Source organism: Bradyrhizobium sp. Ken01 (assembly GCF_055807355.1).
In genome coordinates this window covers 376,717-401,203 of the sequence record NZ_JBVVPC010000001.1, presented here as the reverse complement: position 1 = coordinate 401,203, position 24,487 = coordinate 376,717, and the positions used below count along the sequence as shown (strand labels likewise).

The window sequence follows — 24,487 nt, the reverse complement described above, 5'->3', positions numbered from 1 at the left end:
GGGAATTTGCAGACATGGCGCTTGAATTGTTCCTGCCGGTGGCTTTTGTCATCGGATACCTGCTCGGCTCGATTCCGTTCGGGCTGATCCTGACGAAACTCGGCGGCACGCAGGACATCCGCTCGATCGGCTCCGGCAGCATCGGCGCCACCAACGTGCTGCGCACGGGGCGCAAGGGCCTTGCCGCCGCGACCCTGCTGTTCGACGCGCTCAAGGGCACCGTGGCGGTCGTGATCGCGGGCTACATCGCCGGTCCCAATGCCGCGATGCTAGCCGGGCTTGGCGCCTTCCTCGGCCATCTCTTCCCGGTCTGGCTCAAATTCAAAGGCGGCAAGGGTGTCGCCGTCTATATCGGCATCATGCTCGGGCTGTTCTGGCCAGCGGCGGTAGTGTTCTGCCTGCTCTGGTTGGCGACCGCGTTCACCGCCCGCTATTCCTCGCTCTCGGCCCTGGTGGCCTCGTTCATCACCCCGCTGTTCCTGCTGTGGTTCGGGCAGCCCGCACTCGCGGCGCTGGCGGCGGTGCTGACGCTGCTGCTGTTCTATGCTCATCGCGAGAACATCAAGCGGCTGCAATCGGGCAAGGAAAGCCGGATCGGCGAGAAGGCATAAGCCGGGAATCCACGGATACCGCGGCACCCCTTCTGCATTATATCGCAAATGGTGTTCGCAACTTGCAGCCGAATCACGGCTGTATGGACGAACGGGTTCCAGGCCTTGGCCCTGATCATGGGCATGGCTCTATGCGGTGCTCAGAATGAGCGAGAAGATTGTCAGCGCGCATGTTGAAGGTGGCTTGCAGGGCACTGCGGCAAGCCGGATGCTCTCGACCACGGACATCTGGTCCGGTGCGCCCTCGCCGGTTCCTGCTCCCAACCCTGTGCCCGTTTCGCCACCAGCGCCTCAGCCTGCTCGCATCGCGCAAGCTCCTCTGACAGTTGAGGCCGTGATCGCTGCGGCACCAGTTGCACCCGCGCGGCTCCGCGCCAACCCATGGCCGCCGCAAAAGCTGTCGCTGGCGCTTCAGGGCGGCGGCACCTTTGCCGCTTTCACCTGGGGCGTGCTGGAGCGGCTGCTGGAAGAGCCATCCATTGCGATCGACACCATCAGCGGCGCCAGTGCCGGCGCCATCAACGCGCTGCTGCTCGCCTCCGGTTTCGCCGAGGGTGGCCGTGAAGGTGCGCGCGCGCGGCTGAACCGGTTCTGGATCCGGCTGATGCATGAAGCCTCGTTCCGATCGCTGATGCTGATCGGCGGCTTCTCGCCGGCAGGAAGCTCGGTCGCATTCGGTCCGACGCTGCGCTCCGGCCAATTCGATCCGTTCGATCTCGATCCGCTGCGGCAGGCGCTGTCCCGCGACATCAACTTTTCCGCATTGCGCGACCCGCGCTGCCCGAAGCTTCTGATCGCAGCAACCCGGATCCGCGACGGCCAGCAGCAGATCTTCTGCAACGACGTGATCACCGCAGACGTCGCGCTGGCCTCGACCTGTCCGCCGCTGGTTCATTGCGCGGTGGAGATCGACGGCGAGGCTTATTGGGACGGCGGCCTCGGCGGCAACCCGCCCCTGCTGCGGCTCGTGCAGGACACGACGAGCGCCGAAATCCTGCTGGTCCAGGTCACGCCGGCCCGCGACAGCTACGTGCCGATCACGCTCGCCGCGATCGACCGCAGGCTGGACCAGATCGCGGCCAACGCCGCCCTCAATGCCGAGATCGCGGCGATGGAATGGGCGCAATCGCAGGCCGCATCGGCGCTGCGGCTCTCCAGGATCGCAGCGGAAGATTTCGTCGACGGCCTGGCGCAGCGCTCGTCCACCGATCTCGGGCGCGGCTTCATTCGCGCGCTGCACCGCAGCGGCCGCGAAGCCGCCGGGCGCTGGCTCAAGCAAGATACCGATCACAGTGCAGCGCCGGCCGCACCCGGCCAGCGCATCGTCGCCCGCGAACCTGCGCTAGCCTGATTTCGCCAGCGCCTGCTCCAGGAACCACGCCGTCGCCAGCGCATGCGCGTCGTTACCGAAGCGCGCGATCACCTGCACACCGATCGGCAGGCCATTGGCCTTGAGCACCGGCACGTTGACGCAAGGGTTACCCATCAGCGTCCAGAGCCGGTTGTAGCGGGGGTCGCCGGTGCTCGCTAGCTCCTTGGCCGGCGGCGTGCCCGGCGCCGAATAGGTCAGCAGCACGTCGAACCCCTCGAACAACTCGCCAAGCTCGCGACGGCCACGGCGGCTGATCCGGCGTGCGTCGTCGTAGTCCTTGGGTGTGAGACCGACCGTCGCATCGAGACTGGCGCGCAGCATCGGCGCGATCTCGTCGTGGCGTTCGGAAAATTCCCAGGCGAGCGCGCGATGCGCCTCGAAGTCCTGAATGATTGGATGGATGCCCCAGGCCTCCTGCACCGCCTGCGGCAGATCGACGGTCTGCACACTGGCGCCGGCCCGCGTCGCCGCCCTGATCGCGGCCTGCAGCCCCTCCTCGGCGGCCGGCTCCACCGCACCGGCGAACTCCTGCCGGACCACCCCGATGCGCGGCGCCTTCGCCGGGACGATGCCGGCGAATTCGGTGCGGCCGGTCATCGCCAGCAGCCCGCGCGCGAGATCTTCCGCGCGCGCGCCGAACAGGCCGACCGTGTCGAGCGCCCACGAATAGCATTTGACGCCGACCGTCGGCAGCATCCGGAAGGACGGCTTGATCGCGGCTGTACCGCAATAGGCCGCGGGCCGGATCACCGAGCCGCCGGTCTGGGTGCCCAGCGCCAGCGGGATCATGCCGGCGCCGACGGCCGCGGCCGAGCCCGAGGACGAGCCGCCCGGCGTATGGCCGAGATTGTGCGGATTGAGCGTCGGGGTCGGATCGCGCGAGGCGAACGCCGTGGTCGTGGTCTTGCCGATGATGGTGGCGCCCGCCCGCTTCAACATCATCACGACAGGCGCGTCCGCGCGCGGCTGCCAGCCGCGATAGATCTCCGAGCCCATCTCGGTCGGCATATTGGCGGTGTCGATGATGTCCTTGATCCCGACCGCGATGCCGCGCAGCGGCCCGGAGGCTTGTGGCTTCGCGGATTTGTCGTGACGGACGAAGGCGCGCACGTCCTTCTCCCGCGCCTCGATCGCCGCATGCGACTGGGCGATGGCGTCCTCAGGCGAAAGCTCGCCCGCTTCGATGCGGCGCTGGAGGTCGGCAAGTGAGATCATGGCAATACCCTTCTTATTGGTATCGCTTTTAGCATCGCGCCGAGGCCGCGCAAGCGCACGCCGCTGTTGCCCACGCCCTCAGGTTGTTCCATGCTGCGCCTGCAAGGAGCCGCCGTGGACGCCATCAATCGAAGCGTGGAGCTGACCGAGGCTGACAGGATCGACCGCCTGCGGCTGATCCGGTCCGACAATGTCGGGCCGCGCACGTTCCGGTCGCTGGTCGATCATTTCGGCACGGCGCGCGCGGCGCTGGAGCGGCTGCCGGATCTCGCACGCCGCGGCGGTGCGCAGCGATCGGCGCGCATCTGTGGCGCTGACGAGGCGAAAGCCGAGCTCGCCGCGAGCCGCAAGTTCGGCATCGCCTGGCTCGCGCCCGGCGAGGACGGCTATCCGGCGCGGCTGGCAACGCTCGACGATGCGCCGCCGCTGCTCGCCGTGCGCGGCGAAAACGCAACACTGATGCGGCCGATGATTGCAATCGTCGGCTCGCGCAATGCGTCCGGTGCAGGCTTGAAATTCGCCGGTCAGCTCGCCCGCGAGCTTGGCGAAGCCGGCTTTGTCGTCATCTCCGGCCTCGCCCGCGGCGTCGACCAGGCCGCGCACCGCGCCAGCGTCGAGAGCGGCACCATCGCCGTGCTCGCCGGCGGCCATGACTGCATCTATCCGCCGGAGCATGGCGATCTGCTGGCCTCGATCCTTGACCGCAAGGGTGCCGCGATTTCCGAGATGCCGCTCGGCCACGAGCCGCGCGCCCGCGACTTCCCCCGCCGCAACCGGCTGATCTCGGGCGCCGCGCTCGGCGTGGTCGTGGTGGAGGCGGCGCACCGCTCGGGCTCGCTGATCACCGCGCGCATGGCCGCCGAACAGGGCCGCGAAGTGTTCGCGGTGCCGGGCTCGCCGCTCGATCCGCGCGCCGCCGGCACCAATGATCTGATCAAGCAGGGCGCGACGCTCGTCACGGAAGCCGCCGACGTCGTCAACGCCGTCGCACCGATCATGGAGCGGCCGCTGATGCGCACTGCGCGCGAGCCCGACAGCGAGCCGTTCGAAAGCGATCCGCAAGGACACGACCGCGACCAGATCACCGGCCTGCTCGGCCCCGCCCCTGTCACGATCGACGATCTCGTGCGGATGTCCGGCGCCTCGCCTGCCATCGTGCGTACCGTGCTCTTGGAGCTCGAACTCGCCGGCCGGCTCGAACGCCACGGCGGTGGACTGGTGTCGCTGCTTTAAGGAGTATTCCGCTCATCGAAGCGCGTGCGCGCCGATGCAATCTGCTCCTGATGCGTGATCGCCCATTCACCGAGTGCCTTCACCGGCTGTTGCAGTCCGCGGCCGAGATCGGTCAGCTCGTAATCCACCCGCGGCGGAATGGTCGGGAAGATCGTGCGTGTGACCAGGCCGTCACGTTCGAGCCCGCGCAGCGTCAGGGTCAGCATCCGCTGCGAAATGCCGTTGATCATGCGCTTGAGCTCGTTGAAGCGCTTCGGCCCATCACTCAGCATCATGATGACGAACACGCTCCATTTGTCGCCGACGCGCGCGAGGATCGAGGCGACGCCGCGGCAGTCCGCGTGGTTGGGATCCGGCCTTGGTGAGGCGGGCAAATCGATGTGCGCAGGTTTCAGGGATGTGCCCATGGCTCAAAAAGGTGCGTTCTTGCGGGGATTTCGATAGTCACTCATGTAGCTCTGGTTACAAACATATACCAGGGTGATCCCGAATGAAACTCCTCCACATCGACTCCAGCGTGCTCGGCCCCCACTCCGTCTCCCGGCAGGTCTCGGCCGCCATCGTCGACCGTCTCAGGCAGGCGACGCCATCACTCGACATCGTCTATCGCGACCTGACGCAGCGCCCGCTCGCCCATCTCTCCGGCTCGCATCTGGCGGCCGCGCAAGGCGCGCCCGCACCGGCGGAGCTCGGCCCCGACCTCGCCGCCAGCAAGGCCGCGCTGGACGAATTCCTTGCCGCCGACATCGTCGTGATCGGCGCGCCCATGTACAATTTCACCATTCCGAGCCAGCTCAAGGCCTGGATCGACCGTGTCCTGGTGGCGGGGAAGACGTTCAGCTACGGGGCCAACGGCCCGCAGGGCCTTGCCGGCGGCAAGCGCGTGATCTTCGCGATTTCGCGCGGGGGCTATTACGGCGCGGGCACGCCCGCCGCGTCGCTGGAGCACCTCGAAAGCTATCTGCGTGGCGTGTTCGGCTTCATGGGGATTCATCATCCCGAATTCATCAGTGCCGACGGCATCCAGGTCGGGCCCGAGCATCGCGAGAAGTCCCTCGCAAGCGCGCTTCAGGCGGCGACCACGCTGCGCGCGGCCTGAGCGAACGGGACCATCGTCAGCCGCCGCAACTCGTCGCGGCGGCTGATCGACCGGTGCGCGATCGGCGAAGCTAAAACCAGGCGCCCTGAATGCCGAGGATGACGGCGACGAGGGAAACGAACAGGCCGATGCCCGAGAAAAGAGCGACCCCGATGAACTCGGAGGTATCGGAACGCTTGGCGGGAACGGCGGAGTTTTCGGTGTAAATAGGCGGTGCTGAAATCGGGGAAATAATACGAGCTGCCTTTGGCATATCGGGCTCCCTTGAAAATGAGTCTTCGTGACCCTGCCCGTAAAAGTGTCTTGGCAGCGCAAGCGAAGGTTCAACGTCTCACGCAAGGTTCAGAAAATACAGCTCGCGAGACGTGGGAACCGGTCGGCGCAACCGCTTGCTGCTGTGCCGACCGATTCACTTTTCACTTCAATTGATCAGCCGCGATAGATCGGCGCGCCGCTCGGCGAGGCCACCGCGCCGCCGTCGACGAAGATTTCCTGGCCCTGCACATGCGCGGAATCGTCGGAGGCGAGGAACAGCACCGTCTTTGCAACGTGATCTGTTTCACCAATGCGGCCCAGCGGCGTCGTCAGCGCGATCCGCTTCTCGAACTCCTTCTCGGCTTCGGGCGTCGCGGTCGCAGGTCCCCAGATCGGCGTGCGGATCGCACCGGGCGCGACTACGTTGACGCGAATCCCGCGCGGTGACAGCTCCGAGGCCATGGTTCGCGCCATCGATCGCACGCCGGCCTTCGCGGCGCCGTAGGCCGAGTAGCCGGGAATGCCGAGCACGGAGATTACCGAGCCGTTGAGGATGATCGAAGCGTTGTCGTTGAGATAAGGCAGCGCCGACTGCACGGTGAAGAACACGCCGGTCAGATTGGTGCTGATGACTCTCTGAAAATCCTCCAGCGTGGTCGAACCGAGCGGCGTGCCGCCGGCGATGCCGGCGTTGGCGAACACGACGTCGAACTTGCCGAACTTTTCGGCGCCCTTCTTGATCGCAGCTTCGGTCGCGGCAATGTCGGTGGCGTCGGCGGCCAGCGCGAGCGCGTTCGACCCGAGCTCCTTCGCGGCCGCCTCGAGAGTCTCCTTGTTGCGTCCGGTGATCACCACTCTGGCGCCCTCGGCCACGAACAGCTTTGCCGTCGCCAGTCCGATGCCGCTATTGCCGCCGGTGATCAGGGCCGTCTTGTTCTTCAGTCTCACGTTCGCCTCCAGTGGTTGCATCATAAAACTATGATTGCCATCTAGGGCATATGGTTTTATGATGCAACCACACAAGCACGTGAACGGCGACGGGACCGTGCGATCGCGAAAGGACGAGACCGTGGTGAAAAGGACGAGCTTCGAGGGCGACGCGTGTCCGATCGCGCGATCGCTGGAAGCGATCGGCGACCGGTGGTCGGTGCTGATCATCCGCGAGGCGCTGTTCGGCCTGCGCCGCTTCGGCGAGTTTCAGAACAAGCTAGGCATGGCCAAGAACATCTTGTCCACCCGGCTGCGCGCGCTGGTCGACCACGGCATTCTGGCGACCGCCCCCGCCTCCGACGGCAGCCCTTACGAGGAATATGTGCTGACGCCGAAGGGCCGCGGCGTCTTCCCGGTGTTGGTAGCGCTGCGCCAATGGAGCGAGGAATTCGACGATCGCCCGTCGGAGATCGCGACCATCCTGGTCGATCGCGAGAAAGGCCGCCCGGTGAAGAAGCTGGAGCTGCGCGCAGAGGACGGGCGATTGCTGAGGCACGCCGATACCACGCTGAAGCCGCGGTCTGCGCCGCGACGGCGATCGATGGCATAGCGGCGCTCTATCTCTCCAACGTCGTCCTGGCGAAGCCAGGACCCATTACCCCAAGGAGGAGTTTGGCGAAGGCTCGTCACCCGGAATTCGCACCGCGCTCAGGTCGATAGACCTTGCGGTATGGGTCCTGGCTTTCGCCAGGACGACACCGGAGGGAGAGCGAGTGTGGCGCGGCAGGACTTGTACAAGACATCGCCAGCGTGAAGGATGGCGAGGTCCACCAAAGTGGCGCCACCATGCCCCTCCTCGCCATTGTCTATTTTTCCACCTCCGGCACCACCGAGAAGCTGGCGCATGCGGTTGGGCGCGGAGCGGATGGCAAGGCGCAGGTCACGCTCTGTCGCATCGCCGGCGACGACATCCTGTCAGGCCGCTTCCAGAATGAGAGCTTACTGGAGACGATCGACCGCGCCGACGCAATTGCGTTTGGCAGCCCGACCTATATGGGCGGACCAGCCGCTCAATTCAAAGCGTTTGCCGATGCTTCAAGTGATCGATGGAGCCGGCAACAATGGGCCAACAAGATCGCAGCCGGATTCACCACGGGCGCCTGCGCAAGCGGCGATCAACTCCACACACTGTCCTACTTTTCCATTCTGGCCGCGCAGCACGGTATGCTCTGGTGCGGGCTGGATATTCCCGGTGGGGAGGATCCGACCGGCCGCAATCGTTTAGGCAGCCAGCTTGGCTTGGCAACACACTTGATTGACGGCTCGTTGCCGCAGGGCGACCTCGCCACGGCCGAATATCTCGGTCAGCGATTGGCCAAAATGGCAAACCGCAACGGCTAACGACGCCGTCATTGCGAACGGAGCGACTTGTCCGCAGAAGCCCCGGCGAAGGCGGAAACAATCCAGAATCTTACCGCGGAAAGACTCTGGATTGTTTCGCTGCGCTCGCAATGACGATTGTTGAAGCGGCGCGCCCCAACCTCTCACCGTCCCCCTGAGGTGCTCGCCTCTTCGGCGAGCCTCGAAGGGCGACGGCCCGGCTGCATCAGCGAGGCCGCTCATCCTTCGAGGCTCGGCTTGCGATGCATTCGCATCTCAAGCCTCACACCTCAGGATGACGGGTTAGCGACCACACCCCTTACGACAGCCTGCGCTTGCTCCGCAGCCGCAGATGCTCGTCGGCCTCGAGCTTGGTCATTCCCAGGAGATAGTGCAGCACGTCGAGCTTGTGCCGCTCGGCGAGCTTGCGCAGCGCTCCGACCTGCTCGGCGATGAAGGCGACCGCCTCCTCGACGCCGCCCTCCCCCGGTTCCTCGTGACGCGAGCCTCCAGCCGCGCGCGATGCGGCGCCCGCCCGTTTCTTTCCTGGCTTAGTCACCAGCCCCCACCCGAATCCATCGCCCCGCAGAAACATTACGCCGACATCGGCCGCAACTCAAAGGTGGTATTTTGCAACTTTCTCGATATGAAACTTTTCCCATCGGGATGGCTTTCAACACTCCTCGATTTGACAGCGAGGGCCTCACCACCCATGTTCGGGACGAAAGGGCCGACCCGAATCTCATCGAATTCGGCCCCAAATTTCCCCATAAGTTACTGGAACTACATGAATATCGTCATTGTGGAGTCGCCGGCGAAAGCCAAGACGATCAACAAGTATTTGGGCTCGTCCTACGAGGTTCTGGCCTCGTTTGGCCATGTCCGCGACTTGCCCGCGAAGAACGGCTCCGTCGATCCCGACGCCAATTTCAAGATGATCTGGGAGGTCGACCCCAAGGCGGCCGGCCGGCTCAACGACATCGCCAAGTCCCTCAAGAACGCCGATCGCCTGATTCTCGCCACCGACCCTGATCGCGAGGGCGAGGCCATCTCCTGGCACGTACTGGAGGTCCTGAAAGAGAAGCGTGCGATCAAGGACCACAAGATCGAGCGCGTGGTGTTCAACGCCATCACCAAGCAGGCGGTCACGGACGCCATGAAGCATCCGCGCCAGATCGACGGTGCGCTGGTCGACGCCTATATGGCGCGGCGCGCGCTGGACTATCTGGTCGGCTTCACCCTCTCTCCCGTGCTGTGGCGCAAGCTGCCGGGCGCCCGCTCGGCCGGCCGCGTGCAGTCGGTGGCGCTGCGGCTGGTCTGCGACCGCGAGCTCGAGATCGAAAAGTTCGTCGCGCGCGAATACTGGTCGCTGATCGCGACCCTGCTGACGCCGCGCGGCGACGCCTTTGAGGCCCGTCTCGTCGGCGCCGACGGCAAGAAGATCCAGCGCCTCGACATCGGCACCGGCGCGGAAGCCGAGGACTTCAAGAAGGCTCTGGAAGCCGCGAGCTACGCCGTGACCGCGGTCGATGCCAAGCCGGCCCGGCGCAATCCGCAGGCGCCCTTCACCACCTCGACGCTGCAGCAGGAAGCCAGCCGCAAGTACGGCTTTGCGCCGGCGCACACCATGCGCATCGCGCAGCGGCTCTATGAAGGCATCGACATCGGCGGCGAGACCACCGGACTCATTACTTATATGCGTACCGACGGCGTGCAGATCGATCCGTCCGCGATCACCCAGGCACGCAAGGTGATCGGCGAGGATTACGGCAACGCCTATGTGCCGGATGCGCCGCGCCAGTACCAGGCCAAGGCCAAGAACGCCCAGGAAGCCCACGAAGCGATCCGGCCGACCGACATGTCGCGCCGCCCCGACAGCATGAGCCGCAAGCTCGAATCCGACCAGGCGAGACTCTATGAACTGATCTGGAAGCGCACCATCGCGAGCCAGATGGAATCGGCCGAACTGGAACGCACCACGGTGGACATCACGGCGAAGGTTGGCGGCCGCACGCTGGATCTGCGCGCCACCGGCCAGGTCGTCAAGTTCGACGGCTTCCTCGCGCTTTATCAGGAAGGCCGCGACGACGAGGAGGACGAGGACTCCCGCCGCCTGCCCGCGATGAGCCCCAACGACGCGCTGAAGCGGCAGTCGCTCGCCGTCACCCAGCACTTCACCGAGCCGCCGCCACGCTTCTCCGAGGCCTCGCTGGTCAAGCGCATGGAAGAGCTCGGCATCGGCCGGCCCTCGACCTATGCCTCGATCCTCCAGGTCCTCAAGGACCGCGGCTACGTCAAGCTCGAGAAGAAGCGCCTGCACGGCGAGGACAAGGGCCGCGTCGTGGTCGCGTTCCTCGAAAGCTTCTTTGCCCGCTACGTCGAATACGACTTCACCGCCAATCTCGAAGAGCAGCTCGACCGCATCTCCAACAACGAGATCTCCTGGCAGCAGGTGCTGAAGGATTTCTGGACCGGCTTCATCGGCGCGGTCGACGAGATCAAGGATCTGCGCGTAGCCCAGGTGCTCGACGTGCTCGACGACATGCTGGGCCAGCACATCTATCCGCCTCGCACCGATGGTGGCGACATCCGGCAATGCCCGAGCTGCGGCAACGGACGGCTGAATCTGAAGGCCGGCAAGTTCGGCGCTTTCGTCGGCTGCTCGAACTATCCGGAATGCCGCTACACCCGTCAGCTCGCCGCCGATGGCGAGGCCACCGCCGACCGTTCGCTCGGCCAGGACCCTGATACGGGTCGCGATGTCTGGGTCAAGGCCGGCCGGTTCGGCCCCTACATCCAGCTCGGCGAGCAGAAGGATTATGCGGAGGGTGAGAAGCCCAGGCGCGCGGGCATTCCCAAGGGGACTTCCCCTGGAGATGTCGAACTCGAGCTTGCGCTCAAGCTGCTGTCGCTGCCGCGCGAGATCGGCAAGCACCCGGAAACCGGCGAGCCGATCACCGCGGGTCTCGGCCGCTTCGGGCCGTTCGTAAAGCACGAGAAGACCTATGCCAGCCTGGAGGCCGGCGACGAAGTGTTCGACATCGGCATCAACCGCGCAGTGACGCTGATCGCGGAGAAGATCGCCAAGGGCCCGAGCCGCCGCTTCGGCGCCGATCCCGGCAAGGCGATCGGCGATCATCCCAGCCTCGGCACCGTCACGGTGAAGGGCGGCCGCTACGGCGCCTATGTCACGGCCGGCGGCGTCAACGCGACCATCCCGAGCGACATCGAGAAAGATGCCATCACGCTGCCGCAGGCGATCGCGCTGATCGACGAGCGCGCGGCCAAGGGCGGCGGCAAGAAGCCGAAGAAGGCGGCGAAGCCGGCCAAGGCCAAGAAGGCCGCGGCGAAGGCCGCCGACGGCGACGACGCCGCGCCAAAAACCAAAAAGCCGGCCGCGAAGAAGGCGGCCAAACCCAAATCCGAATCCACCAGCAAGGCGCGCGCCGCCGTGTCGTCGACGGCCAAAACGTCGCCGACCAAGGCAGCTGGCGCCAAAGCTCCGGCCAAGAAGAGTGCCGGCACCAAATAGAGGTTAAGTGAAACGCAAGATTGACCGTGGCTTTCCCGACCGGGCAGCCATCGTCGCCTTCATCAAGGCAAATCCCGGAAAGGTCGGAACCCGCGAAATTGCACGCGAGTTCGGCCTGAAGAACGCCGACCGCATCGAGCTCAAGCGCATGCTGCGCGAGCTCGCCGACGACGGGCTCGTCAAGAAAAAGCGCCATACGATTTCAGAGCCGGACAGCCTGCCGCCGACGCTGGTCGCCGACATCACCGGCCGCGACGCTGACGGCGAGCTGGTCGCCTCCCCCACCGAATGGGACGAAGTCGAAAGCGGCGAACCGCCAAAAATCCTCATCACGATGCCGCGCCGGCCCAAGCCCGGCACCGCGGCCGGCGTCGGCGATCGCGCGCTGCTGCGCGTCGAACGCTCCGACGAGACCGAAGGCCCGGCCTATCGCGGCCACATCATCAAGGTTTTCGACAAGACCAAGAGCCGCATCCTCGGTGTCTTCCGCAGCCTGCCCGAAGGCGGCGGACGGATCATCCCCGTCGACAAGAAGTCCGCCGACCGCGAGCTGAACATCGCCCCGACCGAGACGTACGGCGCGCAGGACGGCGATCTCGTCAGCGTCGATATCATCCGCTCGCGCGGCTTTGGGCTGGCATCGGGCCGCGTCAAGGAGAAGCTCGGCTCGGTCAAGTCGGAGAAGGCGATCAGCCTGATCGCGATCTACGCGCACGACATCCCGCTGCAATTCCGCCCCGCGGCGGAGCGCGAAGCCGAAGCGGCGGAGCCGGCCATTTTGAAGGGGCGCGAGGACTGGCGCGACGTGCCGCTCGTCACTATCGATCCGCCGGATGCCAAGGATCACGACGACGCGGTGCACGCACAGCCGGATCCTGATCCGAACAACAGAGGCGGCTTCATCGTCGATGTCGCCATCGCCGATGTGAGCTTCTACGTGCGGCCGGGCACCGCGCTGGACCGCGACGCGCTCGATCGCGGCAACTCGGTCTATTTCCCCGACCGCGTCGTGCCGATGCTGCCGGAGCGCATCTCCAACGATCTGTGCTCGCTGGTGCCGGGCCAGCCGCGCGGCGCGCTCGCGGTGCGGATGATCATCGCCCCCGACGGGCGGAAACGCTCGCACAGCTTCCATCGTATCCTGATGCGCTCCGCAGCCAAGCTGAGCTATGCCCAGGCGCAGGCCGCGATCGACGGCCGGCCGGACGACACCACCGGCCCCCTGCTCGACCCGATCCTGCGGCCGCTCTATGCCGCCTATGCCTGCGTCAAGCGCGCGCGAGACGAGCGCGATCCGCTCAATCTCGATCTGCCCGAGCGCAAGATCCTGCTCAAGCCGGACGGCACGGTCGACCGTGTCGTCGTGCCCGACAGGCTCGACGCGCACAAGCTGATCGAGGAGTTCATGATCCTCGCCAATGTCGCGGCAGCCGAGATGCTGGAGAAGAAGTCGCTGCCGCTGATCTACCGCGTGCATGACGAGCCGACTCTGGAAAAGGTCCACGCGCTCGCGGAGTTTTTGCAGACGCTCGACGTTCCGTTCGCGAAAGGCGGCGCGCTGCGCCCCGCTCTGTTCAACCGCGTGCTGGCGCAGCTCGAAGGCCACGACCATTTTCCGCTGGTGAGTGAGGTCGTGCTGCGCGCCCAGGCGCAGGCCGAATATTCCTCGGAGAATTACGGTCATTTCGGTCTGAACCTGCGCCGCTATGCGCATTTCACCTCGCCGATCCGCCGCTATGCCGACCTCGTCGTGCACCGTGCGCTGGTTCGCGCGCTCGGCCTCGGCGAAGGCGCGCTGCCCGACACCGAGACGCCGGAAACGTTGAGCGAAGTCGCAGCCCACATCTCGGTGACCGAGCGGCGCGCGATGAAGGCGGAGCGCGAGACCGTCGACCGCCTGATCGCCCATCACCTCGCCGACCGCATCGGGTCGAGCTTCCAGGGCCGTGTCTCCGGCGTCACGCGCGCCGGCCTGTTCGTCAAGCTCGCTGAGACCGGCGCCGACGGCCTGATCCCGATAAGGTCCCTCGGCACGGAATATTTCAATTATGACGAAGGCCGCCACGCCCTCGTCGGCACGCGCAGCGGCACCATGCATCAGCTCGGTGACGTCGTCGACGTCCGCCTGATCGAAGCAGCTCCCATCGCGGGCGCGCTGCGCTTCGAGCTGCTGTCATCGTCCGGCGAGGCCGCGCCGCGCGGCCGCAGGGGATCCGGTCCGCAACGCCGCCCCTCGTTCAAGGCGCACCCCGGGCGCAGTCCCGACAAGAAGCGCAAGCCGGACAAGCCGAAGAAGCCCGGCAAGGGGAAAAAGGCCAAGGGAAAAAGCAAGGGCAAGGGTCAGAAGGGTAAGGCATGGTGAGCACAGCCCCGAAGATCTGGACCCGCGAGACCGGCCTCGTCGAGAAGCGCGACGTCTTTGCTGCCATGAAGCGCGGCTTTCGCGGCCGCTGCCCGCGCTGCGGCGACGGAAAACTGTTCCGCGCCTTCCTGAAGACCGCGGACAATTGCTCGGTCTGCGGCCTCGATTTCACCCCGCATCGGGCAGACGATCTGCCCGCCTATCTCGTCATCGTCATCGTCGGCCACATCGTGGTGCCCACCGTCCTCTGGATCGAGACCAACTACACCACGCCGGTCTGGATCAGCTTCGCGGCCTATCTGCCCTTCACCTTCGTCGCCTCGCTGGCACTGCTGCAGCCGGTGAAGGGAGCCGTGGTCGGATTGCAATGGGCTCTGCGCATGCACGGGTTTGACGAGAACCCGACGGATGGTATTCCGCCGGTGTAAGCAAAATAAGCAAAAGTAGTTTGGGTGAGGACATGACGGATACGGCGCAGGCGGAAAAGGCGAAGATCCACGAGGGCAAGGAAGCCGACCATCATCCCTATTTCCGCCCGCGGGATGCGGCGACGCTGATCCTGGTCGATCGCAGCGGCACAACTCCAAAAGTCCTGGTCGGCAAGCGCCACGACAAGGTGGTGTTCATGCCCGGAAAGTTCGTTTTCCCCGGCGGCCGCGTCGACAAGGACGATTATCGTGTGCCGTGCGCCGCCCCTGTAACCGCCGAGCTGGAAGCCAATCTCGCCAAGGGCAGTCCGAAGACGCCGGCCTCGCGCGCGAAGTCGCTGGCGATTGCCGCGATCCGCGAGGCCTGCGAGGAGACCGGCCTCTGCCTGGGACGCAAGACCCAGGGCAAGGCAAAACTCGAAGGCGCCTGGAAGCCGTTCGCGGATGCGGGCCTGCTGCCCGATCCCTCCAGCCTGTTCCTGATCGCGCGCGCGATCACCCCGCCCGGCCGCGTCAAGCGGTTCGACACGCGCTTCTTCACCGCGGACGCCTCCGCGATCACCCATCGCGTCGATGGCGTGATCCATGCCGATGCCGAGCTGGTCGAGCTGGTCTGGGTCGAGCTCGGCTCGAAGCCGCTCGCCGATCTGCATCCGATGACGCGCAACGTGCTCAACGAGCTCGACGCGCGCCTTGCCACCGGCCCGCTCCGCCACGATGCGCCGGTGCCGTTCTTCCATTTCTACGGCGGCAAGATGCAGAAGGACATTTTGAGCTGAGGCGTTTCAAGAAAACGCGTCAAAGCTGGAATCTCAGTCCGCGTCCGGCTCGGTCCCGACATAGTCGCGCGCCGGCAACTTAAGGACGCGACCGATCTCCTTCGCGAGCTTGTCCGCCTCCTCGCGCCTGGTGAAGCTCATCAACGTAATCGGCTCGGTGCCCTTGTTGCCGCAGAGATTGACGTCATAGGCCGTCAGCTCAGGATCGTAGTCGTCAGTGATGCTGATGAAATGATAGTCGGCGAGATCACGATGCCTGCGAATGTTCAGCGGGCCGAACTGCCTGGTGATGACGATCTGGCGCAGCGTATCGTTCAGTACGACGAAGGTGCGGAAGGTGAGCAGGATGAGGCCGGGGACGCCGACAAGCAGTCCGAGCCCCGTGAACACCAACACTGGCACGAGATCGTCGGCCAGCCTGCCGAAGCCGGAGAAATCCTGGCGCAGGCCGAGCGCGACATTCCACAGCAGATAGAAACTCGCAGCCAGCAGCGGCAATGACATTAGCCGCCCGACCCAGGGCATGGGCCGGTCGATGCGGATGATGCGCCCGTCCACGGTCATTGCACCTGCCATCGAAGGTCTCCTCGTGAGCGAAAGTCATGGCTTGGTCGGAGTGTGCCGTGGATCGGTTCGATGGGACTCCTCCGTCGTTCCGGGCGCGCCCCGCGGAATGACGCGAATGTGCTGAGCTGACATCGAAAAACAAAATAATCTTCCCGCCTCCCCCGATGGCGGAGTTCCTGGGCATGCCTATGTCTTCCGCAACGACACCAGGAACGGACACCGGGCGATGGCACAACGGCAACTCAAGCTTGGCGCGTTCATGCGCCCGATCAGCATCCACACCGGCGCCTGGCGCTATCCCGAGGCCTGGCCGGACGCCAATTTCAACTTCGGCCACATCAAGACGCTGATCCAGAAGCTCGAGGCAGGCAAGTTCGACGCCTTCTTCATGGCCGATCACCTCGCCGTCTTGAACATGCCAGTCAATGCGCTCAAGCGCAGCCACACGGTCACCTCGTTCGAACCATTCACGCTGTTGTCGGCGCTCTCGGCCGTTACCGAGCGGATCGGCCTGATCGCGACGGGCTCGACCACGTTCGACGAACCCTATCACGTCGCGCGGCGCTTCGCCTCGCTCGACCATCTCAGCGGCGGGCGTGCGGGCTGGAACATCGTCACCACCTCGAACCCGGATGCGGCGCTGAATTTCGGCCTCGACGACCACATGGAGCACGCCGAGCGCTACAAGCGCGCCCGCGAGTTCTACGACGTCGTCACTGGCCTGTGGGATTCCTTTGCCGACGACGCCTTCGTGCGCGACGTCGAAAGCGGCGTGTTCGTCGATCCCGCCAAGATGCATGTGCTCGATCATCAGGGCAAATATCTGAAGGTGCGCGGTCCCCTCAACATCGCCCGCCCGGTCCAGGGCTGGCCGGTGATCGTGCAGGCGGGCGCCTCCGAGGACGGCAGGCAGCTCGCCGCTGAGACTGCTGAAGCCGTCTTCACCGGCGGCGGCAGCCTTGCCGACAGCCAGAAACTCTATGCCGACATCAAGGGCCGCATGGAGAAGGTCGGCCGCGACCCTGAACACCTCAAGATCCTCCCCGGCGCCTTCGTCGTGGTCGGCGACAGCGTCGACGAAGCGAGGGAGAAGCGCGCGCTGCTCGACAGCCGCGTGCATTACGACAGCGCGATCGCCTCGCTCTCGGTCATCCTCGGCACGGATGCCTCCGGCTTCGATCCGGATGGACCGCTTCCCGAAATCCCCGAAACCAACGCCAGCAAGAGCGGTCGCCAGCGCATGGTCGACCTCGCCGCCCGCGACAAGCTCACCGTGCGCCAGCTCGCCCAGCGCGTCGGCGGCTATGGCGGGCTCTCGTTCGTCGGCACGGCCAAAACCATCGCCGACCAGATGGAGGAATGGCTGGTCGGGCGCGGCTCCGACGGCTTCAACATCATGTTCCCGTTCCTGCCCGCCGGCCTCGCCGATTTCGTCGACAAGGTGGTCCCGGAGCTGCAGCGCCGCGGGATTTTCCGGAAAGAGTACGAAGGGCCCACTTTGAGGGAGAATCTGGGCCTGCCACGGCCTAAAAACCGGTTCTTCGAGGCGTAATCGGGCCGATTTGAGCGGTTTTCGAGCCCTAAAATCTTGACATCAGGCCGTTTCTGGCTAGGTTGCCGGCCAACGCGGGCCATTTGGCCGGCTCCAGATTCCCTTCATTCCTGAGGTTCTGAACATGGCCAAAGCGGTCACCATCAAGGTCAAGCTCGTGTCCTCGGCCGACACCGGCTTCTACTACGTCGCCAAGAAGAATTCGCGCACCATGACCGACAAGCTGGTCAAGAAGAAGTACGATCCCGTCGCGCGCAAGCACGTCGAATTCCGCGAAGCCAAGATCAAGTAAGCAAGATCGCGGAACGTAGAAGACTTTTGCGGGGCCCTTTCGGGCCCCGTTTTATTTTGGCCCCTCTCTCGTGTCCCGGACGCTCGGCAGCGCACCGTCGAAGTGACGCTGCGCTGCATCCGGGGCACGAGAGCTGAGCTCGGCGCGGCGAGTCATGGGCGGACATTCCATCAACCCTCGGTTGCTCGCTCCGAAATGTATGTTACCGTGCACTTGCCGGGCGGAATGTCCGTCCCGGCTTTGGAAGGACATGGTCATGAGATTCTCATCAAGCCTTGTCGTGCCTTCAACCATGGCTGTCTTGTCGACCGTCTTGCTGTGCGCGCCGGCAGCGTCGCAAATCCCAACCGGCTCCGCCGCCACGATTCCCCCGTCACGGTCGACGCACCGAAACAGGTGGCAAGGCCGCATGTGTCGGAGCGGGGATCAAACACAATTGCGCCGCGTCGGACTGCCTCAACAGCTCAAACGTCAGCCGCGCAAACGCCTTCGTATGCGCCGGGTCCTGTGATGGGGAGAATTGCCAGCCTGGAGAAAGTCGCCAGCAGCTGCAACGGTGGCTGCGCATCAAGCTTCCCACAGGGCAAGGAGCCCTGGGTTGGATGCAGCGAGTCGGGCGGCAACATAGAATACAGACCTTTCTCGCCGACCTGCCGAGACACCATCACCCACAAATCCTACCTGGACTGCGTCGAAACCAAGACGTTCCTGGGCGAAAACCGAAACAAGGCCCACTGGTTGTGCAGCAGCCTGGCGGCCGGCAACAGGTTCAAGGTCGCCGATCTCAAGCGGTCAGCACGCACGCGTTAGTCCATGCTGCCTGCGTAGCGAACACTGTCACTTCCCCAATGAGCCGCCAGTGCCCCAAGCGCTGGCGGCTGTTCTTTTCGCCTTGCTCCAGTACCGCTGCGCTCATCAAATCGAATTTGATCTCCCTCAACCTTGCTTGCCGTTCTTTCCCATAGCCTCAGTTTGGTTCCGCGCAACGCCGGGGAGGAACGATGCTCGTAAGAAAGCAACAAATTGTGCCTCAGCGGCCAAGCTCGAGCGAATTGAATGCGCTCGTCGGGCACGCTGTGTTTTGCAGCGAATTCAAATATCGACGCGGCACCGAGATCTTCGGAGAGGCGGAGCCGATCCAATATCTTTACCAGGTCAAGAGCGGAGCGGTTCGAAGCTATAAATTGTTAGCTGATGGTCGGCGACAGATCATGGCGTTTCACCTGCCGGGTGACATCTTCGGCGTCGAGAACGGTTCAGTTCACCGATTTACCGCTGAGGCGATTGTGGAAACGATTGTCCGCCTGACCGATCGCCAGAATGTCGCCGAGCGGGAGCGTGGCAGTGCGACCGCGACCAACAATGTGCTCAGGCTTGTCACGGGCAGCCTTCAACATGCCGAAACTCACATGCTGTTACTCGGGAGGAAAACGGCAATCGAGAAAGTCGCGGCTTTCTTGATCGAGATGGACGTCCGCTTGACTGCCGCTGGAGTGATGAGCCTCCCCATGAACCGTCGCGATATCGCCGACTATCTGGGCCTGACACTGGAGACGGTGTCACGTGCTCTGTCACAACTCAGGGATCGTGACATTCTCAGCTTCATCGGGCAGTCCCAGCGACAAATCATATTGCGGGATCGAGCAAAATTGATCGAGTTCGATCAATGAGCGGAATTGATTCATTTGGCCCGGGACAGACCAAGTGTGACCCACCTCGCAGAGCGCCGTGACCGGTTTCAATATCTCCAGCGGGATCGTTGTATGAACCTGATCCATTCCCGTGAAGAGCCATTTGCCGTTGCTGGATCCGCTGCGCTTCGCGGCCGCCCTCGGCGTCGCCATGTTTCACCAGATGTTCTGGTCCTGGGCATGGGTGTCGATTGGCGTCCCGGGTTTCGAGCGCACCGTCGCCGCCGATGTTCTCTACCCGTCCGCGGCGCCCTACACATGGTTCGACTGGGTCGGGGTCGAAATCTTCTTTGTCATCTCCGGTTTCGTCATCGCGAATTCCGCAAGCACGTCTTCGCCGGGCGAGTTTCTTCTTGGTCGCGCCCTCAGGACAGTGCGAACACACTTCAGTAAGTAACGGGCAGCTCCCTTGATCGGATGCCCGCTGAATTATCCGCCGCGATGGAGACGAAGGCGTGCGCTTCCGCCCTGCCTAGGCGTGTACCCGTTAAGCGGCCGCCCGCCAGATGTCCGGTTTACCGCCAACATCGGCCGCAGACCTGAAGGCCTTCGAGGTCGCAGATGAGCCAAGGCGACATGTGAGCCCATCCCATCCCGTCGTTCGGCGTACCTTTTGAAATAACAATCGGAACTAGGAAACACTGGGAAGTCCGCGCGTTTAGCGAGACGGGGCATCACACTGGAGGAAAGCATGCGAACAGCAACTCTCGCGATGATAGTCGTTGCCGGAAGCGCGATTGCCTTCCAAGCAGTGGCCCAACAGCAAAAGGCCGCACCTAGTGAGCAAACGAAGGAGGAGATGCACCGTGGTGTAGACAGTGGGCTCAAGACTAGCGAGCCCAACGAGCAGATGCAGCGTGATGCAGACAAGGGGCTCAAGACACGCAATTCCGGACAGTCCGGGTTCGTGGCAGATCAAGACAAGCCGGGCGCTTCTGCGCACCCTCCGGGCCGGCCGGAAAGCGAACAGACCACCGGTTCGGGTAACCAGACCGGCGCTCCAAAATAGAGCTGTTAGCGCTCAGCGGCGAGCCCAAATGTCCGTTTGGGGGCACAAGCGGGCCGATCACGACGAAGCAGCGCGGCGTCCGCTGTAAACTCCAAAGCGGAGGCTCATGAGGACACGCCCGCCCCGCTACGCCGTCCGCAACACGGGCGCCGGCGGCCGCGACGGCCGGATCAGCGCGAATGCGACCTGGATGATGCCGCCGGCCAATCCCAGCGCCACGCCGATGCGCCAGGCCATGGTGTAGGAGCCGAGCGCGTCGTAGAGCACCCCTCCTCCGTAGGCGCCGAGGAAGCTGCCGATCTGGTGGCTCATGAATGCGAGGCCCTGGATCATCGCCTGCCAGCGCAGGCCGAACATCTCGGCCACCGCGCCCGCGACCAGCGGGCCGACACCCATCCACAGGAAGCCCATGATCGCCCCGAACAGCAAGGTCGAGGCAGGCGTCGCCGGCAGCATGAAGTACCAGGCCAGCGCCAGCGAACGCAGGACGTAGATGCCGCCGAGCAGCGCGAGCTTGTTCCAGCGCTGGCCGGCCCAGCCGAAGAACAGCGAGCCCAGCACGTTGAAGCCGCCGATCATGCCGAGCGTCTGCGCGCTCAGCATCGGATCGAGGCCGCAGATTGCGAGATAGGACGGCAGGTGCGTGGTGAGGAACACGAGCTGCATGCCGCAAACCAGATAGGCGCAGGTCATCACCACGAAGGACGCATTGCCGAAAGCGGTCTTCGCTGCAATCAACGCCGTGGCGTCCACGATCTCGTCAGTCGCGGGCTTCGGCAGCGGAACCGCGTCGACGCGCCCGGCATACCAGGCCGCGGGGATCATCAACACCGACATCACCACGAAGCCGGCGAGCCCGACGCGCCAGCCGAACCCCTCGTTGAGCATCTGCCCGAGCGGCGCCGAGAGCAGCGCGCCCAGCGAGCCCGCGCCCGAGACGATGCCGAGCACGGTGGAGCGCACCGTCGCGGGCACCGCGCGCGCCGCCACCGACATCGCGATCGCCGCCGCGGTGCAGGCGAGCGAGGTGCCGATCAGCACACCGGCGCCGATCATGATGGCGACGAGACCGTTCGCGGTTGCCATCAACACCAGGCCCGCGATGTACATGAACGAGCCTGCGATCATGATCGGACGGAAGCCGTAGCGCGTGGTCATCGCGCCGGCGAGCGGCTGGAGAAAGCCCCAGGCGAGATTTTGCACGGCCAGCGCCAGCGTGAAATCGGAGATCGACAGATGGATGTCGTGGGTCAGCGGCTGCATGAAGATGCCGAGACTCTGCCGCAGCCCCATGCTCAGCGTCAGCATGATCGAGGCGCCGATCAGGATGGGCAATGTCGGGCGCAGGACCTGCAACAGGGGCATTTTGTTCTCCCTCATCGGCGCGGCGCGAGCGCCGTGGTCTGCAATATCAGTTGATTTTGGTTACACAGACCTGTGTACTTAGGCTATGGATAGCACGCGCTGTCAAGCGAACAGGACACTCACCGCCGCATGGCTCCCCCGCCCGCCCCACAGACGATGAAAGAGCGGATCCTCGAGACCGCCGACAAGCTGTTTTATCTGCAAGGCATTCGCGCCATCGGCGTCGACACCATCGCGGCCGAGATCGGCATCTCCAAGCGCACGCTCTACAACCACTTCCCCTCCAAGGACGCGCTGATCGCGGCCTATCTGGAGCGGCGCTTCGTGCAGCCCCGCCCCTCCGAGAAGCCCCCGGCCGAGCAGATCCTCGCCACCTTCGATTCGCTTGAGCGCCGCTTCGCCGCAAAAGACTTTCGCGGCTGCCCGTTCGTGAATGCGGTTGCCGAGCTTGGCCCGGCCGACCGCGCCGTGAAGAAGATCGCCATCGCCTTCAAGGAAAGCCGCCGCGTCTGGTTTCGCGACCGCCTCAACGAACTCGGCGTCGCGAACGCGGAGGCGCTCGCAACGCAGCTCGTGCTGCTGGTCGACGGCTCGATCGCGCAGGATCTCGTCCGCGACGACCCCGCCATGGCGCGTGCCGCGAAGGAGGCGGCGACGGTGCTGTTGCGGAATGCGGGGGTGGACGTGGGAGACGAGGCTGCAGTGAAGCCAGGCAAGCGGTCGGCCCGCCATCCCTGACGCAGCCGGAAGGTCCGCTCGCCGCAAGAAGGCGCGCCGATGTCCCTGAGGGAGTGCACGCGGCGCCGGTTTCCATGCGGGAACTTTTGTGCACTCTTACACTTATCTGCACTGCCGCGATGGTGCGCGACAGAGGGTGGGGCCGGTGCAAGATAGCCAATTGTTGCTAGTCCTCATTGTAGAGGACGAAGCTCTCATCCAAGAGATGGTGGGCGAGGCCCTCGTAGACGGTGGATTTCAGACCGAGACTGTTTCATCAGGCGAGGACGCGGTTGCCCTGCTGAAAGGCGACCCTACCAAATACCGCGCGTTGCTCACCGATGTTCATTTGGCCGGTAAGCTCACCGGCTGGGACGTTGCAAAGCAGGCCCGAGAGATCAATCCAGAGATGCCGGTGGTCTATATGACCGGCGCTGGAGCCGATCAGTGGCCCTCTCACGGCGTGCCCAATAGCGTTCTGCTGAGCAAGCCCTTCGCGCCCGCCCAGGTCGTTACGGCAGTATCGCAGCTGCTCAACCAAGTCCCACCTTCGCATTGATCTAGTCTTGATCGAAGTCGCCTGCCGAGGGACAGCTGGTGTGACGCATGAGCGATGATCCACCGACGTCCAAGCCAGAAGTGAAGCTCCGCGAGAGGGATGAGAACCCGGCGGTGCATCATCGAAGAGTATGCCGCGAACGTCCGCGAATAGATCAGGAAGCTCCGCTAGAAGCTGAACTCCCGAAGCGAGTGGAGGAAAGGAACCATCGTCATTTCGACGTCGTTGATCTTCTTTACACCCGGAGAAGGTCATGAATCGAAAATCGCTTCTTCTTACAGCCGCACTGTCCTTCGCTGTTGCCGCGCCCGTCCTCGCACAAGGCGGCGGAGGTGGTGGTGGCGCTGGCGGAGGCGCGGGCGGCGCGGCCGCGAGCGGTGGCGCGTCCGGATCATCCGCGAGCTCAGGCGCAGGCACTGGCACGTCTGGCGCCGCCAATGGAGGCCCCTCGGCGCCATCCGGCATGGGCACAAACGGAACCTCAACCGGCGCTCACACGAACAACTCTCCAACCAACCCGAACGTTCAGCCCCCGACGCCGAACGGCAACACCGCGAGTGCACCGGCCGCACCGAGCAGCTCGGGCGCGGGCAACACCGCGTCCGGGTCGACACAGACGGGCACGCCGAACGGGACCGACAGGTCCGGCATCACGGCCACCAACGGTGCCAACAGCGACAACAAGGGCCAGATGAGTCCCGCGGAGCAAGCAAGAACCGGAGTCAAGACGCTTCCGCAGGATCAAACGCCAGGAGCGGTCAGTGCGCCCGGCGTCGGGGTCGGACATGCGGCGAACGGCTTGCCGATCGGTACGCCCGGTTCGGGGACCAGCAACGTCGATCAGAAGTGACCCGGACTTTCGCCATCTCCACAGGGCCCGCTACGGCGGGCCTTTTCTGTGACGTCCCGAAGAGGGCTGCAAGAGCGAGAAACGGGTAAACTTGGCTTCAGGCGGCCCTGCCGATACACTGATTTCTTTTTGGGGCGTGCCCATGATTAGACTTTCGTCATTGCTATCATTTTCATTTCTGATCATCTGCAATCCGGCCTGGGCTGACGATATGAAGATCCAATTCACGTTTGGACCTCCGCGGCCCTGCACCACCGTCTTCCCCAATCCCGAAATCAAGTTGAAAAGTGTGCCGCCCGGCACGCGCACGATCGTCGTCAAGTTTCGCAGAGAGAAGAACTACGAGATGGGGGGCCAGGAGATCCCATTCCCCTCAGACAACATCGTGAAGCCGGAGAGCTTACGAACCTGGGGCCCCTGCAATTCCGGCCTGTACACTTACGAAATCATCGCGAAGTCCAGCACGGGCGCGGCCCTGGCCAAGGCAGAATGGTCGGAGCCGTATCCTCCCTGACTTGAAGGGTGGACGCCGGCTGGTCCGCCGTGGCGTGCCGCTCCTCGCCTGCGCGATGACAGCGGAGTTCGTGGGATGTTCGGGAGGCTAGCAGGATGCTCCTGTTTTGCCCGACGAGTCAAACGGTGTTGCTGTCTGCATCGACCCGTTTGCGGCCGACGTAAGCCATTGATCC

The 24,487-nt window shown here is 64.4% G+C and carries 26 protein-coding genes; 18 read left to right on the top strand and 8 right to left on the bottom strand.

Annotated elements, in window-relative coordinates:
- Positions 1-14: 14 nt before the first annotated feature.
- Positions 15-611 carry a glycerol-3-phosphate 1-O-acyltransferase PlsY gene (gene plsY, locus AC0L3S_RS01850; RefSeq protein WP_027518383.1) on the top strand — a complete coding sequence of 199 codons (597 nt, stop codon included), beginning with the start codon at positions 15-17 and terminating at the stop codon, positions 609-611.
- A gap of 145 nt (positions 612-756) precedes the next feature.
- A complete protein-coding gene (locus AC0L3S_RS01845; protein ID WP_473277916.1) occupies positions 757-1,962 on the top strand; it encodes a patatin-like phospholipase family protein in 1,206 nt (401 codons plus the stop codon).
- Here AC0L3S_RS01845 and AC0L3S_RS01840 read toward each other — a convergent pair.
- Positions 1,954-3,198 (bottom strand): amidase, encoded by a 1,245-nt coding sequence (locus AC0L3S_RS01840; RefSeq protein ID WP_473277915.1) that lies wholly within the window; start codon positions 3,196-3,198, stop codon positions 1,954-1,956. The two genes, AC0L3S_RS01845 and AC0L3S_RS01840, sit on opposite strands and share 9 nt — an antisense overlap.
- A gap of 90 nt (positions 3,199-3,288) precedes the next feature.
- Here AC0L3S_RS01840 and dprA point away from each other — a divergent pair, with 90 nt between their 5' ends.
- On the top strand, positions 3,289-4,431 hold the full coding sequence (gene dprA / locus AC0L3S_RS01835; RefSeq protein ID WP_473277914.1) for a DNA-processing protein DprA: 1,143 nt from the start codon (positions 3,289-3,291) through the stop codon (positions 4,429-4,431).
- On the opposite strand, the gene AC0L3S_RS01830 is transcribed toward dprA, so the two are convergent.
- Positions 4,428-4,838, bottom strand: coding sequence for a winged helix-turn-helix transcriptional regulator (locus AC0L3S_RS01830; RefSeq protein ID WP_473277913.1), 411 nt, complete (start codon positions 4,836-4,838; stop codon positions 4,428-4,430). The two genes, dprA and AC0L3S_RS01830, sit on opposite strands and share 4 nt — an antisense overlap.
- 83 nt (positions 4,839-4,921) lie before the next feature.
- Here AC0L3S_RS01830 and AC0L3S_RS01825 point away from each other — a divergent pair, with 83 nt between their 5' ends.
- The gene (locus AC0L3S_RS01825) at positions 4,922-5,530 is read left to right on the top strand and encodes an FMN-dependent NADH-azoreductase (RefSeq protein ID WP_473277912.1); all 609 of its coding nucleotides are present in this window, start codon (positions 4,922-4,924) and stop codon (positions 5,528-5,530) included.
- A 70-nt stretch (positions 5,531-5,600) separates the two neighbouring features.
- Here the strand turns inward: AC0L3S_RS01825 and AC0L3S_RS01820 are convergent, their stop codons facing one another.
- Both AC0L3S_RS01820 and AC0L3S_RS01815 read right to left on the bottom strand, forming a co-directional pair.
- Positions 5,601-5,783: a hypothetical protein gene (locus AC0L3S_RS01820; protein ID WP_473277911.1), complete on the bottom strand. Its 183-nt coding sequence runs from the start codon at positions 5,781-5,783 to the stop codon at positions 5,601-5,603.
- A gap of 176 nt (positions 5,784-5,959) precedes the next feature.
- Entirely contained in the window at positions 5,960-6,733 is a 774-nt protein-coding gene (locus AC0L3S_RS01815; protein WP_473277910.1) for an SDR family oxidoreductase, read from the bottom strand.
- Positions 6,734-6,854: 121 nt separating this feature from the next.
- Here AC0L3S_RS01815 and AC0L3S_RS01810 point away from each other — a divergent pair, with 121 nt between their 5' ends.
- Both AC0L3S_RS01810 and AC0L3S_RS01805 read left to right on the top strand, forming a co-directional pair.
- Positions 6,855-7,325 carry a winged helix-turn-helix transcriptional regulator gene (locus AC0L3S_RS01810; protein WP_473277932.1) on the top strand — a complete coding sequence of 157 codons (471 nt, stop codon included), beginning with the start codon at positions 6,855-6,857 and terminating at the stop codon, positions 7,323-7,325.
- A 200-nt stretch (positions 7,326-7,525) separates the two neighbouring features.
- The gene (locus AC0L3S_RS01805) at positions 7,526-8,116 is read left to right on the top strand and encodes a flavodoxin family protein (protein WP_473277909.1); all 591 of its coding nucleotides are present in this window, start codon (positions 7,526-7,528) and stop codon (positions 8,114-8,116) included.
- 298 nt (positions 8,117-8,414) lie between these two features.
- Here the strand turns inward: AC0L3S_RS01805 and AC0L3S_RS01800 are convergent, their stop codons facing one another.
- Positions 8,415-8,654, bottom strand: a complete 240-nt coding sequence (locus tag AC0L3S_RS01800) for a hypothetical protein (protein ID WP_247286819.1) — start codon at positions 8,652-8,654, stop codon at positions 8,415-8,417.
- Between the two features lie 228 nt (positions 8,655-8,882).
- On the opposite strand from AC0L3S_RS01800, the gene topA reads away from it, so the two are divergent.
- The 4 genes from topA to AC0L3S_RS01780 are packed head-to-tail and all read left to right on the top strand — an operon-like array spanning position 8,883 to position 15,196.
- A complete protein-coding gene (topA, locus tag AC0L3S_RS01795) occupies positions 8,883-11,627 on the top strand; it encodes a type I DNA topoisomerase (protein WP_473277908.1) in 2,745 nt (914 codons plus the stop codon).
- A 7-nt stretch (positions 11,628-11,634) separates the two neighbouring features.
- Entirely contained in the window at positions 11,635-13,989 is a 2,355-nt protein-coding gene (gene rnr / locus AC0L3S_RS01790) for a ribonuclease R (RefSeq protein ID WP_473277907.1), read from the top strand.
- Positions 13,983-14,417, top strand: coding sequence for a DUF983 domain-containing protein (locus AC0L3S_RS01785; RefSeq protein WP_473277906.1), 435 nt, complete (start codon positions 13,983-13,985; stop codon positions 14,415-14,417). The genes rnr and AC0L3S_RS01785 overlap by 7 nt, the downstream gene beginning before the upstream one ends.
- A gap of 32 nt (positions 14,418-14,449) precedes the next feature.
- Positions 14,450-15,196: an NUDIX hydrolase gene (locus tag AC0L3S_RS01780; RefSeq protein ID WP_473277905.1), complete on the top strand. Its 747-nt coding sequence runs from the start codon at positions 14,450-14,452 to the stop codon at positions 15,194-15,196.
- Between the two features lie 33 nt (positions 15,197-15,229).
- On the opposite strand, the gene AC0L3S_RS01775 is transcribed toward AC0L3S_RS01780, so the two are convergent.
- Positions 15,230-15,772, bottom strand: a complete 543-nt coding sequence (locus tag AC0L3S_RS01775) for a hypothetical protein (protein ID WP_473259551.1) — start codon at positions 15,770-15,772, stop codon at positions 15,230-15,232.
- Positions 15,773-15,989: 217 nt separating this feature from the next.
- Here AC0L3S_RS01775 and AC0L3S_RS01770 point away from each other — a divergent pair, with 217 nt between their 5' ends.
- The 5 genes from AC0L3S_RS01770 to AC0L3S_RS01750 all read left to right on the top strand — a co-directional run bounded on the left by AC0L3S_RS01770 (position 15,990) and on the right by AC0L3S_RS01750 (position 20,307).
- Positions 15,990-17,315 (top strand): LLM class flavin-dependent oxidoreductase, encoded by a 1,326-nt coding sequence (locus AC0L3S_RS01770; RefSeq protein WP_473277904.1) that lies wholly within the window; start codon positions 15,990-15,992, stop codon positions 17,313-17,315.
- 124 nt (positions 17,316-17,439) lie between these two features.
- The gene (gene rpmG / locus AC0L3S_RS01765; protein ID WP_007603295.1) at positions 17,440-17,607 is read left to right on the top strand and encodes a 50S ribosomal protein L33; all 168 of its coding nucleotides are present in this window, start codon (positions 17,440-17,442) and stop codon (positions 17,605-17,607) included.
- A 1,001-nt stretch (positions 17,608-18,608) separates the two neighbouring features.
- On the top strand, positions 18,609-19,277 hold the full coding sequence (locus AC0L3S_RS01760; protein WP_473277903.1) for a helix-turn-helix domain-containing protein: 669 nt from the start codon (positions 18,609-18,611) through the stop codon (positions 19,275-19,277).
- A 112-nt stretch (positions 19,278-19,389) separates the two neighbouring features.
- Positions 19,390-19,695, top strand: coding sequence for a hypothetical protein (locus tag AC0L3S_RS01755; RefSeq protein ID WP_473277902.1), 306 nt, complete (start codon positions 19,390-19,392; stop codon positions 19,693-19,695).
- A 294-nt stretch (positions 19,696-19,989) separates the two neighbouring features.
- Positions 19,990-20,307 (top strand): hypothetical protein, encoded by a 318-nt coding sequence (locus AC0L3S_RS01750; protein WP_354205504.1) that lies wholly within the window; start codon positions 19,990-19,992, stop codon positions 20,305-20,307.
- Positions 20,308-20,433: 126 nt separating this feature from the next.
- Here AC0L3S_RS01750 and AC0L3S_RS01745 read toward each other — a convergent pair whose 3' ends face one another.
- Positions 20,434-21,672 (bottom strand): MFS transporter, encoded by a 1,239-nt coding sequence (locus tag AC0L3S_RS01745; protein ID WP_473277901.1) that lies wholly within the window; start codon positions 21,670-21,672, stop codon positions 20,434-20,436.
- 129 nt (positions 21,673-21,801) lie between these two features.
- Between AC0L3S_RS01745 and AC0L3S_RS01740 the strand changes: the two genes are divergently transcribed.
- Together AC0L3S_RS01740 and AC0L3S_RS01735 are read left to right on the top strand one after the other, a co-directional pair.
- Positions 21,802-22,410, top strand: a complete 609-nt coding sequence (locus AC0L3S_RS01740) for a TetR/AcrR family transcriptional regulator (RefSeq protein WP_473259538.1) — start codon at positions 21,802-21,804, stop codon at positions 22,408-22,410.
- 145 nt (positions 22,411-22,555) lie between these two features.
- Positions 22,556-22,948 (top strand): response regulator, encoded by a 393-nt coding sequence (locus AC0L3S_RS01735; RefSeq protein WP_473277900.1) that lies wholly within the window; start codon positions 22,556-22,558, stop codon positions 22,946-22,948.
- A gap of 525 nt (positions 22,949-23,473) precedes the next feature.
- Here AC0L3S_RS01735 and AC0L3S_RS01730 read toward each other — a convergent pair.
- Positions 23,474-23,632, bottom strand: coding sequence for a hypothetical protein (locus tag AC0L3S_RS01730; protein WP_473259531.1), 159 nt, complete (start codon positions 23,630-23,632; stop codon positions 23,474-23,476).
- 308 nt (positions 23,633-23,940) lie between these two features.
- Here AC0L3S_RS01730 and AC0L3S_RS01725 point away from each other — a divergent pair, with 308 nt between their 5' ends.
- On the top strand, positions 23,941-24,312 hold the full coding sequence (locus AC0L3S_RS01725) for a hypothetical protein (RefSeq protein WP_473277899.1): 372 nt from the start codon (positions 23,941-23,943) through the stop codon (positions 24,310-24,312).
- Positions 24,313-24,487: the final 175 nt, after the last annotated feature.